This window comes from Myxococcales bacterium (assembly GCA_016716835.1).
In the GTDB taxonomy this organism is placed as follows: domain Bacteria; phylum Myxococcota_A; class Polyangia; order Haliangiales; family Haliangiaceae; genus JADJUW01.
Window position 1 is genome coordinate 3,082,937 of record JADJUW010000001.1, and the last position, 12,976, is coordinate 3,095,912.

Below are 12,976 nucleotides of genomic sequence, written 5' to 3' on the forward strand. Positions count from 1 at the left end.
TGAACTTGCTTGGGCTACCCGGCTCATGGCTGGCTCCCTTCGCCGCCCGGGGCGGGCGCGGTGGGCGTGGTGGGCTCGCCGGCCTTGGCGGCTTGGTCTTCCTCGATGAGATCGCGAAACTCATCGCGCAGATGTTTGAGCTCGCGGCTCCGTTCAAGTGTCAGCTTGGTCAAATCTTCTAGGCCTTCTTCGCGTTGCGACCAGTGCACGTCGACGACGCCGACGTCGCTGCGCACCAAGATTTCGTAAAATTTGCCGATCACCTCGCGAAACGCGAACGCCAACACGTCGGTGCCGATGACATCGGACTGGCCTTGCGTGCCCTCAAACTCGCCGCGATGCGCGAGCAAATCGGCGCGGATCTGTTCAAGCTCGGCGCGTACTTCAACCAGCTGGCCATCGACCAAGCTGTCGATGCGCGCGATCAATTCATCCGCCGTGGTCCAGGCGGCGCCGCCACGTGTGGCGATATCGCCAGCCTTGGCGAGCTGCGAGGCGCGGGCCCACACCGGCAAGGCAACGGCAAATTCGGCGGCGTACGCGCCCGCCAGGGCCGCGATGAGATCGCGCCGCCTCAAGGCCACTTCGTCGCTCACGCCGGCCTGATCGCGCCCAACGTCGATCTCACGCGCCAGCACCTGTAACTCTTGGCGCTGCAGGTCGATCTCAATGTCATAGGCGGCCAAGGCCTGGTCGGTTTCAAGCCTTTGCGCCGGGGTCAGCGGCGGCTTGGCTTCGCTTGCGTACTTGCGCAGCGCCTTCGAGGTGGCGATGAGCCCATCGAGCTGCAATTCCATGGTGGCGGCGTCTTGCGCGAGGCTGTCATATTCGGCGCGCGCCGCGGCGACGCGGTCGGCCGCCGGCTTGTCCGAGCCAGGCAATGCCGCCAATTCTGTTTCCAGCGCTTGGCGCGCGTCGCGGGCGGTTTTGATCGAGCTGCCCTCGCCGCCTTGCACGTGCGCGGCTTCACGAGCGGCGCCCTCGCGCGCCAGCTCGAGGTATATGGCGAGCAATTCCTCACGCACCGCGAGCGCGCGCTGCCGCTTTTTAGCCAGCGCGGGAAACAAGCTGACGCGATGCTCAGCCGAGAGTGCCGCGTCGACGCGGGCGATCATGTCCTCCGCCGTGCGCAAGTCGTCGCCGATGTCGCCGAGGTCTTGGTTGGCAACCGTAAGACGCTTAACCGCGGCATCGTCGCGCACCCATGCTGCTGCCAACTCTGGCATCGTCGCCGAGGCGGTAAAGGCGTCTGCCGCGCGCGAGGTGATTTGGCCCAAATAGAGCCGCGTATCGCGCTGCTCGCCGACAATCGTGGCGAGCTCGTCATGCGCGGGGCGATACAGATCGGCGGTCGCGATAAATATTTTCTCGGCGCGATCGTACTCTTCGCTTGGATTGCCTGCCTCGGCCTCGACGCCAACGATGATGCGGGCGCGCACGGCTTGCGCTTTGCGCACGCGCAAATTCGCCTCCAAGATGCGTACGGTCGGCAGTCGCGACGAGGTTGGATCCGTCAAGGCGAGCAGCTCCAGCGCGCGCAAGGCCTTCTCAAACTCTTGCGCCTTGATATAGACCCACGCAATTTCGTAGAGGGCTTCGGAAAACAAATCCGACCGGCGATCGATCATGAGATAGGCGTCCACCGCCGCGCTGGTCAGATCTTTCTCGTAATACAAGCGTCCCAGCGCGAGCTGCGCCAGCTCGATGATGCGCCGATCGGCGCCCGTGCGCGGCCGTAGCTTGAGCAGCCCCGCATACGCCTCGATCGCCTTGTCGAGCTCCTTGCCGGCGACGAACACCGCGCCTTCAAAGAACCGGGCTTGGAATTCGTATGCGCTGCCAGGCTTAACCTGCGCGAAGAAGGTCAGCGCCTCGGCGTTGTTGCCGGTGGCGTACGCGTATTTTCCGCGGACGTACGGCGCCGACGGGCGTTTCTTATCGGCAGGTATCGCGTCGAGCGCGGCGATCCGCGGCGTCACCGAGGCGTTGTCGTCGAGATCGACGGCGAGCTCGATCAGCCGTTCGAGCGCCGACTGATAGTGTTTGCTGGTGGGAAAGGTCTGCACCAAATCGCCGAAGTAGCGCTGCGCGCTCATGTAGTCGTGCCGGCGATACAGCGATTCGGCGAGGTAGTAGAGCGCGACATCGCGATCCCGCAGGCCAGGCTGCAACATGTAGTCGAACAAGAGGATGGCGGCCTCTTCGAAGCGCCCGGTGCCATAGGCGACTTGCGCGTCGATCAGGCGGCGGGTGTACGTCTCGGCCTTGGGCCGTTGCCACTGGGGCGTTGCGACGCTGCCGTTAAGATCGCGCAGCTCGCGCGCGAGGGCGTCGATCGTCTTGCTCGCCGATGCGAGATCCGCGCGGACGCTGGCCGGCGCGGCCGTCGTTGCGATCGCCATGACCGACGCGGCGATGGCGAACATCGCGCGCCTCATGGTGCCTTCACCACGCGCTGGCAAATTCATTTTTTCGGCTCCGCTGGCACGGACGCAGCGGGCACGCTAGGCGTCGGTTCAGCGACTTTTTCTTCGACGAAGGTGAGTTTGAAATCGATCGCGGGGCGATCTTGCACCGGCGTGGTCGCGTTGCCGCGCTCATAGCCGACGACCTCGACACGCAACGCCTTGCCCTCTTCGATGGTGAAGGTATGGCTGCCGCGCGCGGTGAAGGTGGCGGTGTCCATGTAACCAAACACTTTGAAGCCGTAGCCGCGGTACACGGCGACCACGCTGATCGTGTGGCTGCCCGGCGCGACGGGCCCGGTGAGGATGTCAAACGACTTGACGCTATAGAGCGAGGTCGCGCTTTCGTCGGCGCGCGTGAACACCTGCGCGCCGTCGAGCGCGTAGGCGAGCTTGACGAGGCGAAACTTGGTGCTCATCTTATTGCTGTGGAGCAGCGCGAGCTGCGCGCCGATGCCGCCGCCGAGCACGCGTTCTTTGAGCATCGTGATGCGCGCCTTGGTGCGCCACGAACGCTCCTTGAGCGCTTGCACGCGTTGCTCAAGGCCGCGTAGGCGAATACTTGTTGGGACGGAATCGCCGGTGGTGACGAGCTCGGTGGGGGCCGCCGCGTCTGGCGCAGGTGCGGCCGGCGACGCGGGCGTCGCACCCGGTGTCGAGGCGGGAGGCACGGGTGCCGGCGTCGGCGCGGCTCCCGGTTGCGCGAAGGCGGGGGCGATGGCGACGCTGAAGGCAATCGAAAGTAGCGTTGTGCAATACAGGCGTCCCATGGCGTGATGACCCTTCTCAGATTAACAATTCAAAATCTAGCGCGACCCTAGCCGCGGACGAGCCCGCCCGATTTTAGGGTGTAAACATTGAATTAGTATCACTTTTGACGAGGGAGCGGCAACTAAGCGACCGCCTTGGCAACGCGGGGTTGACGGTTTGCTGGCGCAGGCGACGGCGTCGTTGGCAGAGCGTGCAGAAGCTCACAATTGCCATCCACGCATCCGGTAGATTGACGCTATGCGTCCAATCGCCGCTTTTCACTCTGGTCTTCAAGCAAGAATCCACGAATAAGATGCATCGCGAGTTCCTCATGTCGCGACCACGGCGCGGGAACTAAATCAATGTAACATATCGTAATTACTTGCTAGAATATAATTCACCTGTATCGTGTCGCCTTTAACTAGCGCAATCAGCTGCTGTGGATAACTGACGCGACGCCGACGGCGCAAGTCATGGCTTGAGCCCGCGGGGGCAGCCGTGTAGGAGTGCAGCGTGCATTTTATTGACGAAGCGCGGATCTACGTAAAAGCCGGCGACGGTGGCAACGGCTCGGCCGCGATGCGTCGTGAGGATGGCGTGCCGCACGGCGGCCCCTCGGGTGGCGATGGCGGCGACGGCGGCAGCATCGTATTTGTCGCCGACGAACAGCTCGGCTCGCTGATGGATTTTAATTATCGCCGCCATTATCGAGCGACACCCGGCGAGCACGGCCGCAACAAAGATCAATACGGTGCCGCCGGTCAAGATCTTGAGGTGCGCGTCCCGGTTGGCACCGTCGTCTACGACGACACCACAAATGAACTTATCGCCGATCTCGACCAGCAAGGCGTCCGCGTCGTCGTCGCGCAAGGCGGCAAGGGCGGGCTTGGCAATATTCACTTCAAGACGGCGTGGAATCAGGCGCCGCGAACCTCCGAGCCCGGCACACCAGGGGAAGAGCGCACGCTGCGGCTGGAGCTCAAGCTGCTCGCCGACGTCGGCCTGCTTGGATTTCCGAACGTTGGAAAATCGACGTTTATCAGCGCGGTATCGCGCGCTAGACCTAAAATCGCGGATTACCCCTTTACCACCTTGGTGCCAAATTTGGGCGTGGTGCAGCTGTCCGATTACCGGACATTTGTTATTGCCGACATTCCCGGCCTCATCGAAGGCGCGGCGGACGGCGCCGGCCTGGGGCATCAATTCCTCCGCCACGTCGAGCGTTGCCGCGCGCTGCTGCACATCGTGGAGGACAGCGAGAGCACCGGCGAAGATCGCGATCCAATCGGCGATTATCGCGTGCTGATGAACGAGCTCACCAAGTACGCGCCCGAGCTCGCGATCAAGCCGCAGATCGTCGTGCTCAACAAAATCGATGTCAGCGGCCACCGCGGCACCCTCGAGCAGCACACGGCGGCGTTTAAAAAACTCGGCATCGAGCTGCACGTGATGTCAGCCGCCACCGGCGACGGCGTCACCGAGGTGCTTGAGGCCCTCTGGAAATTCGTCGCCAAGCCCAAGGCTCGAACAGAAACGCATTGAGTGGGTACCGGAGGCAATAGTGCCCGGTGTACGGCTTCGCGAGCCTCGTTACATCCAGACGGATGCGCCTCGGCATCGCTGCAGGCGTGCACCGCAATCTCCGCCACCCACTGCGCTCTGTTCTTCGCCTTTTTTTCGATCCTAGCGAGCTCATCTCTGGCCGCGATCACACCGCCGGCAGGCAGGCGCCAAAGGTCGGCAGGATTTCGACGCATTCGTAGCCGCCGCGGCAGGTGCTTTGCGGCGGGTTAACATCGAGCAGGCAGCGGTCGACGCAGAAGTTTTCATCGGTCGATGGCGGATTGTTTGGGTCTGGATCGTGGCAAAGCGAATGACCCAGCGAGCAGCCGGTGCCGGCGATGGCGTCGCATTGCGGCACCGTGCAATAGCCGCCAACAAAGCCGTCGGTGGGCTGCAAGCAATCAAACAGCCCCGCATCGCCGCAATCGACATCGGACGTGCACGCGTCGCCCACTTGTGGATGTCGGCAATACAGTCCAACCCCAACGCCGCCGTCAAAGCATTCGTAGCCGTCGGCTTCGCGACAATCTGCATCGCTGGCGCAGGTATCGACACAGGCGGTATCGAGCCCCGAAGGAAAGGCGAACTCGACGCAGCGGCCGCCAGCGCACGTGGTGTCGTTGCCCACCGTGCAGCCCACGCGGAAACACTGGCCATCGGGATATTCGATGCCGTCGTTGAGACAATTGGAGTCTTGCGTGCATTGTGCGATCGAGGTGCAAGCGTCGCCGTCACTAGCATCCGCCGTGCCAGGAAAGCACGCCATCACGCCAAGCGGCGAGGCATAATATGAGTCGACGCAGGCCTGGCTTGTGGGACAGGTTTCGGCCTCGCAACACGCCGGCAGGCACGTCGGCGTCGCCTCGAGCAAGGCGCAAACATCGTCGCCGCATGGCGTGCCCTCGCAGGTCGCGACAAAACGCACGCAAAAGCCCGCGGCGTCAAACGGCACCGGCCCGTTTGGATCGTCGAGACAATAACCATCGCCAGAATCGGGCGCGGAATCACAGTCGGCGTGCTGTTCGCACTGGCCGCCTAGCTGGCCAAATTCGCGAGCGGGGCACTCGGGCGGCGGGGGTGGTGGAGGCGGTTCGACGATGGGCGCCCGATTGTCGCCACAAGCAGACATTAGCGCCAGTGCGAGCCCTGGGCACGCGAGCCAACCAAAGGGCAGACAGGGGCCGCGGTTCATGCGTACGTTCATCACCACATGATAATCAGATTGCGCTGCCATATACGGGCAGATATCCGAAATAATTATCATTTATTGTGAATTAGGGCACGGTCTGCGCGGATGTCCGGGTCCGGATTAGCGTAGCCGGTACCTAGCCGCGGTCCCCCGGCGGCGAAATCGCAGCTCGGGTTTCACATTGAACCCCTGATCCAGCTTGATCTTGGGACGCCGCTGAGTAATCTCTCGCCTCCCAAAGGCCCGGGGCAAGATGTTGCCGGGCGCTAACATTCAACGTTTGGGGTGGAGCATATATGTACGCGGTAATTGAAACTGGTGGAAAACAATATCGAGTGAGCGCGGGCACGACGGTCGTCGTCGAGAAGCTCGAAGGCGACAAGGGCACGCCTGTAAAATTTGACCAAGTGTTGCTCATCTCGAGCGGCGACGGCGCCAAGATCGCCATCGGCAAGCCGACGGTGGCGGGCGCGACGGTGACCGGCGAAATCGTTGAACAAGGCCGCGGCGACAAGCTCACCGTGTTCAAGTTTGCGCGTCGCAAGAACTACGTCCGTCGCAACGGCCATCGTCAAGATTACACCGCGGTGAAAATCGCGGCGATCAACGGCTAGGCCCATTTCCATTCATTTTTAAGAGGTTTAGGAGACCACGTCATGGCAAGTAAAAAAGGTGCAGGCTCAACTAAGAACGGCCGCGATTCACAACCAAAAATGCGCGGCGTTAAGCGCTTCGGTGGCCAAGTGGTCAACGCGGGCAGCATTCTCGTGCGCCAAGTAGGAACCAAATTCCACGCCGGCGCCAACGTCGGCATGGGCCGCGACCACACGCTGTTTGCCTTAATCCAAGGCACCGTCGAGTTCCAACGTTACGGCAAGACCAAAACCCGCGTCGCCGTGGCCCCTGTTGCCGCCGCTGCGTAAACTAGGCACGCGGCTGGTTTGACGGCGTTGCGAAAGCAGAACGCCAGTGCCCATCGCGAAGCGTTAATTTTTCCGCACCAACGACGGGCGGTTCCGGTTAGTCGGCCGGTCAAGAGTCATCCTGGCACCAGCCACGTCGCGGTGCTATCGTGATTTTGTGCAACAACCTTCATCCGTCGCGTTACTGGCCGTCTCGCTTTTTGCATGTGGCAACGAGGTAGGGCCGGCACCAGCATCCGCCGAAAAAACAGCCGGTGGCGCGCCGGCGACCCGCTGGGTTGAATTCGGCGACGAGGCCGCGCGCTACCGTTTTGATGTGCCCTCGAATTTTTCGCCGCTTGCCGGCCACGTTGAACAAGCCGTAGGGCTTGCCAGTTTTGTCGCTGACCGCGCGGGTGGCATTGGGTTTACGCCACATAGTGGGCACAACAATCCAAATGCGATCATCGCATTTTCAGATAGCAAAAGCCTCGGCTTTGACGGTGCGCAGCCCCTTACGCCAAAGGCGCTCCAAGCGTATGGGGAGGTCATGAAGGCGCGCTCGCCACACGCCGGCGAACCGCGCGTCGTAAAAATTGGCAGCTACCAAGCCCTACGCGTAGATATCGGCACGCCCGCCGACGCCGCCACCGCGGCGCCGGCGATGACAGGCCGTCACTATTTGCTGATCGACGGCGACGCCTCGATCGCCATCGAATGTCGCTGGCTACCCAGCGACCAAGCCGTGGTTGCGCCTGCCTGCGACAGCGTGGCCGCTTCCATGACGCCGACCCAGTGGAGCACCGCCCTCAGCCGTATGGTCTGGCAGGCCTCGGCAGGATGTTAGCGCTGAGCGCTTGGGCGTGTGTGAAATCGCGGCGCCCCACAGACCCTGAACTTAATTGATTGATTTTCGTTTTTGAATTGGAGACGTTATCTCGCTTTAAATAGTGCGCGTTGGTCACGCGCTTCGCCCGCCGCGTCTTCGCGCGCGCCATCTGGTCCTGGCATGACGCTCCCCGCATAGATGCCAAGCTTGTACAGCAACGCTCTCAACCTACTTGCTTCGGCCCAAGGCAACGTGAGCTTGCGCAACCAGTGCTGCGGATGGTTGGACGATTCGATCACCTGTTTCAGATGAGGCATGTCGCAATTGTTATCTCTAGCCTTACGTTTGACGAGCGTAAACGTGCCTTGCTGCGCAATCATATTTTCGTTGTGCGTGTAAAATGGATCGAAGCGTAGAACCTCCCACTCGAGTTCGGTCCATTTCGCCTCAGCTAGCTCTTTCAAATGAAGCAAAAAGACTGCGAGGCGTTTTTCAGCGGGGTTGATTCTATGGTCATCAGGATTTGTTGAATCAAGCCTACGGCGGTACGCAAGATACGCGTCACGCGCGCCGCGCCGCATGTTCCTTTTCGGACCCGTCGCGAGGTTCTGTATCGTGACCGTTGTTTCGTCAATCGCCTACCGAGTGACAGGCGTCGTGAGCAGAGCGAACAGCCGTGGGGCCGGAAAAGGTACATGCGGGCGTGGCGCGCGCGGCGTGGGTAGCGAAGACGCCGAGGATGACGAGGGCGGCGGGCTCACACTGCGTGGCGGGGGCCATCCTCCCGCGCCAGGGAGACGGAGGGCGGGCGGCCCGACGGGCCGCCCGGTTTGAGCCGGCGAGCGGGATGGGCGGAGGGCTGGCAGGCGCGCCGTGGCCGGCGAAAACGGCAGCGCGAGAGCGCGGACCCCGCAGGCGACCGGCCGGCCGACGTGGGAGGCGCGCGGCGGACAGGGGTGGCGCGGGGCCGGCGGCGCCCAAAAGGCCCGACAAGCCGCGGTGGGGCCGGCGAACTTGCGACGCGAACCGTCTATACTTATGGGCTATGGCTTTGCGGTTGTTTGATTCGTTTACGCGGCAGAAGGTGGAGTTCGTGCCGGTGGTGCCGGGCAAGGTGGGCATGTATGTGTGCGGACCTACGCCGTATGCGGCGGCGCATATTGGACATGCGTATTCGGCGATTTGCTTTGACCTAATTCGCCGCTCGCTGACGTGGCTGGGTTTTGAGGTGACGTACGTCCGCAACATTACGGATGTCGACGACAAGATCATCAAGCGCGCCAATGAAGAAAAGCAAAACCCTATGGAACTCGCGGCGCGCTACGCCGACGAATACAACCGTGACATGAGCGCGTTTGGCGTGCTGACGCCAACGGTCGAACCCAAGGTTTCGACGCATATTGTAGAGATTGTCGATTTTACCAAGCGGCTGATCGAAGCCGGCAAGGCGTATGAGAGTGGGGGCGACGTGTATTACCGCGTCGATGCCTTCGCGCCGTATGGCAAGCTGTCGGGGCAATCGCTCGACGATTTGCGCGCCGGCGCCCGCGTCGACGTGAATGAACAAAAAGAATCGCCGGCGGATTTTGCGCTGTGGAAGACAGCCAAGCCGGGCGAGCCGAGCTGGCCTTCGCCTTGGGGTAACGGGCGGCCGGGTTGGCATATCGAGTGCTCGGCGATGAGCCACAAGCACTTGGGCGTCACCTTTGACATTCACGGCGGCGGCAAAGACTTGGTATTTCCGCACCATGAAAACGAGATTGCGCAATCGCAGGGCGCGCTCGGCGAAGGCACGTTTGCGCACTACTGGGTGCACAACGGCTTTCTCAATTTTGACGGCGAGAAGATGTCTAAATCGCTCGGCAACGTGTTTAGTTGCGGCGAACTAGCAAATTCGGTCGGCACCGAGGCCGTGCGGTTTTACTTTCTAAGCCACCACTATCGCTCGCCGATTGAATTTGAGGTCGCGGTCGAAGAGGCGAATGGCATCGCAACCGCGCGCTTTCCAGGCGTCGAGGCGGCCGACCGGCGCTTGGCGTATTTTTACAACACGCTGGCGCGGCTCGACGCCTTCTTGGCTCAAGGTGGCGATGGCGGTGAAGGCGACGCCGTGCCCGAGGCGGGCGCGCTGGTCGCGGCCGTGCGCATCGCGCTAGAAGATGACTTCAACGCGCCGGTGGTCATTGCCGCGCTCGGCGAGGCGGCCAAGGTCGCCAACCGTTTGGTCGAGGATGGCAAGGGCATTGACAAGGGCGTGCGACGCCGCTCGATCGCAGCGTTCGCAAAAAATATGCGGAGTGTGGGCACCGCGATAGGCGTGCTCGCGTCTGAGCCTGTCGCCTTCTTGCGCAGCCGCCGCGACCGCGTGGCGACGCGTTTAAAGCTTGACGTGGCGGCCGTGGAAAAACTTGTCGCCGATCGCTATGCCGCGCGGGCGGCGAAAGACTACGCCGCCGCCGACGTGATCCGCGGCCAGCTCACCGCGATGAACATCGAAGTGCTCGATACCCAGACCGGCTCGGACTGGCGCATTGTCGAAGGTGAGTAGTGCGTAGCGGTGGTAGCCAATGAACCAACGCCAACTGCTCGTCGCGCAGGGCTCGCTGCTGCTCTACAAGGAGGGTGCACGCCTGCTTTTTTGCGATCGCGGTTCGCAGGCAACAACGGCCCGTTTTGTCTCGGGCTTGCTTGCGGCGATTTTGCTGGCAAATGGCATCGCGCAGGTTGCGCTGCATAACCTGGTAGTCGGACTGCCTTTGCTCGCCGTGGGCGGTTTGTGCGCGCTCACTTTTCTGGCGCTTGGCAAGGCCCGGCGCAAACGCAACACCGTCGCCGACGTGCCTCCGGTGCTAGTGCTAGACCTCGGGCAAGGCCTCTTGCTCGATGGCACCGGCCGCACGCTGGCGCCGCTTACCGACGTAACGTTTGCCAGCGCGTTTCAATTTACCAGCTCAGCGCGTGCGCTCGACGTTCGGTACGGCACGCAGACGCACCGCTTGTTCGCCGGCAATGGGCTCGCCGGTCACAGTCCCGGGCCTTTCCTCGATGCCCTGCGCGCGTATTGCCCCGCCGTGGTGGCTCGCTGAGCGAGCGCTACTACCAACTACGGCCGTCGTGCGCTGGCGCGCAGCACGCGGCCAAATACGCGCACCTGATATAACGACTCGGTCAACGTTTCAGTGTTGTCGTTGTCGCGGCCGCTAAACATATGTCCCTGCGTCGGGGCGATGGCGTCAAACGGAAACTCCGTGAGCAAGGAGGCGAGCATCTCGACTAAGAGCTCGGTCGCGATGGGCTTGCCAACGCACATGCGGGGCCCCGCCGCAAACGGCAAGGCGGCATACGGGTTTTCCGCGTGGGGCAGCAGCCAGCGCCGTGGATCGAAGGTTTGATCTTGCTTGAACTTGTCGAGCAAGATGAAGAAATGCGTGCCGGCGCGATACGTCTTGGTAGCGGTCACTAGATCGGCTTGCAGCTCGCGTTCGAGCACGGGAAAGGGGTGGCGCAAGCGAATTGCTTCTAGCAAGACGCCTTCGAGTAGCCCCCGCGCATTGCTTGCGCCCGCGGTTGGCTCCTCGATGTGGCCTTCACGATAGCTCGTGGCCCAGCACGTGACCTGCGCTCGCAAGGCTTCATCGGCACGCAGGAAATGAAACACGCTAACGAAGATATCGCTGATGTTGATCTGCGGCGAGATGAGAAACGGCTGCGCGAACAGCGACAACCACCGCGACGGCTCGTGCGCGTACGTAGACATCCCCTGGCTAAATCGCGACGTGTGGACGATGTCTCCTAGCCGGGACCAGAACTGCTGCTTGATTGCCTCGTCGGCCACACCCTTGACCGCAATTTCCTTGCGCCACTGAATCGAGGCTCGGTAAAACAGCGTCTCGTCGGCCTCCGCAATCGGCGCGTCAAACAGCAGCTCATATAAAACCCGCAGCACCACCCGCGAGATCGCCTCCGCGTCGACGACACCGTCCACACGCGTGCCTGTGTGGTTTGCGAGCGCGCTAAGCTCGCGGCGGGCTATTGGCGCCAACCGCTGATGCCAATGCAAGTCTTTCATCAGCAACTTGAAGTCATTTGACAACTGCTGCCAAAGCTCGCCATCAACAGACTCGATCGAGTAGATAGGATGCCACGCCGGCGTCGCGATCAGCGTTTCGAGCATGGTGCCCTTGGTATCAGATGCCGCGAGCACGCGCCCGCATAGCTGCGGATCGGCGTCCAAGATCACCGTTGGCTTGCGTTGCAGCGCCCCCACCGCGCGCATTAGCCACGATCTAATATCCACCGGACCGTTGCCGTAACGCAGGGCACCGAGCACGTTGTGCGCCGCACGGGTCACCCAGCTCGGTTGACTCGGCTGATGCGACGGGGCCATCGATCGGGTATACCGCAGCGGTGGACAATACCAAGGCAGCGCCAGCCTTTTCCTTGGGACTGCCACGCGGGGTTGAAGCCCTTGTCAAACGCGCGGTTGGCCTGGACATGGTCGAGGCGCTCTATCATAGAGTTAGAACGCAACAACCACCGGCGGCAAGTGCCGGCGAATTTTGCGGTCGTGTCTTACGCGACCTAGGCATTCACTACGATTGGGATGCCGCCAAAGCCGCAGAGCTGACCCAGCTGCCGGGGCCCGTCATTTTCGCGGCCAATCACCCAATGGGCGCCATCGACGCGTTGGTCCTCATGGCGCTGATGGATCAGACCAGACCTGGGGCACGCCTGATGGTCAATGCGGCCGCCGATTTCGTGCCCGAATTGAAGGCGGGATTCCTCGGCGTGCACATCATGAAACGCGACGCCGCGCAGCAGCGGCATGCGCGCAACCTTGGTCCGCTGCGCGCGTGTCTGCGGCTGTTGCACGCGGGGGGCACGCTCGGGATTTTTCCTGCCGGCGAGGTCGCGTCGTTTCCGTCGCTGCGCAACCGCACGGTCGTCGAGGTACCGTGGAACGCGCATACAGGGAAACTCATCGCGAGCGCGCGCGCCACAGTCGTGCCCGTGTTTATTGAGGGCCGTGGCAGCAACGCGTTTCATTATCTCGGCACGGCAATCCCGAGGCTTCGCCTGGCGCTCCTCGTGCGCGACATGATGACGTGCACCCAACACGTCCGCTTACATATTGGCAAGCCATTGCCGTTTGCTAGCTTTGCCGCAGCTGCTTCGCCCACGCAAATTACCGACGTTGTGCGACGAGCTTGTTTTCAGGATGCGCTGGCCTAAGCCAGCAAGTGACTTCCACCCGCTGCGAGCGGGGACTCGACGCCCC

Annotated in this window: 12 protein-coding genes; 7 read left to right on the forward strand and 5 right to left on the reverse strand. The window is 62.1% G+C overall.

Annotated features, from left to right (window positions below; genetic code table 11):
• Positions 1-23: 23 nt before the first annotated feature.
• Positions 24-2,438 (reverse strand): tetratricopeptide repeat protein, encoded by a 2,415-nt coding sequence (locus tag IPL79_13730; protein MBK9072044.1) that lies wholly within the window; start codon positions 2,436-2,438, stop codon positions 24-26.
• A 26-nt stretch (positions 2,439-2,464) separates the two neighbouring features.
• Positions 2,465-3,235, reverse strand: a complete 771-nt coding sequence (locus tag IPL79_13735) for a hypothetical protein (GenBank protein ID MBK9072045.1) — start codon at positions 3,233-3,235, stop codon at positions 2,465-2,467.
• 493 nt (positions 3,236-3,728) lie between these two features.
• Between IPL79_13735 and obgE the strand changes: the two genes are divergently transcribed.
• Entirely contained in the window at positions 3,729-4,757 is a 1,029-nt protein-coding gene (obgE, locus tag IPL79_13740) for a GTPase ObgE (GenBank protein ID MBK9072046.1), read from the forward strand.
• A 166-nt stretch (positions 4,758-4,923) separates the two neighbouring features.
• On the opposite strand, the gene IPL79_13745 is transcribed toward obgE, so the two are convergent.
• Complete coding sequence (locus IPL79_13745) at positions 4,924-5,982, reverse strand: hypothetical protein (protein MBK9072047.1); 1,059 nt, start codon at positions 5,980-5,982, stop codon at positions 4,924-4,926.
• A gap of 281 nt (positions 5,983-6,263) precedes the next feature.
• On the opposite strand from IPL79_13745, the gene rplU reads away from it, so the two are divergent.
• The 3 genes from rplU (at position 6,264) to IPL79_13760 (ending at position 7,716) form a co-directional block, all read left to right on the forward strand.
• Positions 6,264-6,581: a 50S ribosomal protein L21 gene (rplU, locus tag IPL79_13750; protein MBK9072048.1), complete on the forward strand. Its 318-nt coding sequence runs from the start codon at positions 6,264-6,266 to the stop codon at positions 6,579-6,581.
• A gap of 42 nt (positions 6,582-6,623) precedes the next feature.
• Positions 6,624-6,890: a 50S ribosomal protein L27 gene (gene rpmA / locus IPL79_13755; protein MBK9072049.1), complete on the forward strand. Its 267-nt coding sequence runs from the start codon at positions 6,624-6,626 to the stop codon at positions 6,888-6,890.
• Positions 6,891-7,047: 157 nt separating this feature from the next.
• Positions 7,048-7,716 (forward strand): hypothetical protein, encoded by a 669-nt coding sequence (locus IPL79_13760; protein ID MBK9072050.1) that lies wholly within the window; start codon positions 7,048-7,050, stop codon positions 7,714-7,716.
• An 86-nt stretch (positions 7,717-7,802) separates the two neighbouring features.
• Here IPL79_13760 and IPL79_13765 read toward each other — a convergent pair whose 3' ends face one another.
• Positions 7,803-8,279, reverse strand: coding sequence for a hypothetical protein (locus IPL79_13765; GenBank protein MBK9072051.1), 477 nt, complete (start codon positions 8,277-8,279; stop codon positions 7,803-7,805).
• Positions 8,280-8,743: 464 nt separating this feature from the next.
• On the opposite strand from IPL79_13765, the gene IPL79_13770 reads away from it, so the two are divergent.
• Both IPL79_13770 and IPL79_13775 read left to right on the forward strand, forming a co-directional pair.
• Entirely contained in the window at positions 8,744-10,246 is a 1,503-nt protein-coding gene (locus tag IPL79_13770) for a cysteine--tRNA ligase (GenBank protein ID MBK9072052.1), read from the forward strand.
• A 19-nt stretch (positions 10,247-10,265) separates the two neighbouring features.
• Positions 10,266-10,784, forward strand: coding sequence for a hypothetical protein (locus IPL79_13775; protein MBK9072053.1), 519 nt, complete (start codon positions 10,266-10,268; stop codon positions 10,782-10,784).
• Positions 10,785-10,801: 17 nt separating this feature from the next.
• On the opposite strand, the gene IPL79_13780 is transcribed toward IPL79_13775, so the two are convergent.
• Entirely contained in the window at positions 10,802-12,085 is a 1,284-nt protein-coding gene (locus IPL79_13780; GenBank protein MBK9072054.1) for a cytochrome P450, read from the reverse strand.
• A 20-nt stretch (positions 12,086-12,105) separates the two neighbouring features.
• On the opposite strand from IPL79_13780, the gene IPL79_13785 reads away from it, so the two are divergent.
• Complete coding sequence (locus IPL79_13785) at positions 12,106-12,930, forward strand: 1-acyl-sn-glycerol-3-phosphate acyltransferase (protein MBK9072055.1); 825 nt, start codon at positions 12,106-12,108, stop codon at positions 12,928-12,930.
• Positions 12,931-12,976: the final 46 nt, after the last annotated feature.

Excerpts from the sequence above, each read along its gene's own strand:
- IPL79_13730 (MBK9072044.1), bottom strand. The coding sequence starts at position 2,438 with ATGAGGCGCGCGATGTTCGCCATCGCCGCGTCGGTCATGGCGATCGCA.
- IPL79_13735 (MBK9072045.1), bottom strand. The coding sequence starts at position 3,235 with ATGGGACGCCTGTATTGCACAACGCTACTTTCGATTGCCTTCAGCGTC.
- IPL79_13745 (MBK9072047.1), bottom strand. The coding sequence starts at position 5,982 with ATGAACGTACGCATGAACCGCGGCCCCTGTCTGCCCTTTGGTTGGCTC.
- rplU (MBK9072048.1), top strand. The coding sequence starts at position 6,264 with ATGTACGCGGTAATTGAAACTGGTGGAAAACAATATCGAGTGAGCGCG.
- rpmA (MBK9072049.1), top strand. The coding sequence starts at position 6,624 with ATGGCAAGTAAAAAAGGTGCAGGCTCAACTAAGAACGGCCGCGATTCA.
- IPL79_13765 (MBK9072051.1), bottom strand. The coding sequence starts at position 8,279 with ATGCGGCGCGGCGCGCGTGACGCGTATCTTGCGTACCGCCGTAGGCTT.
- IPL79_13770 (MBK9072052.1), top strand. The coding sequence starts at position 8,744 with ATGGCTTTGCGGTTGTTTGATTCGTTTACGCGGCAGAAGGTGGAGTTC.
- IPL79_13775 (MBK9072053.1), top strand. The coding sequence starts at position 10,266 with ATGAACCAACGCCAACTGCTCGTCGCGCAGGGCTCGCTGCTGCTCTAC.
- IPL79_13780 (MBK9072054.1), bottom strand. The coding sequence starts at position 12,085 with ATGGCCCCGTCGCATCAGCCGAGTCAACCGAGCTGGGTGACCCGTGCG.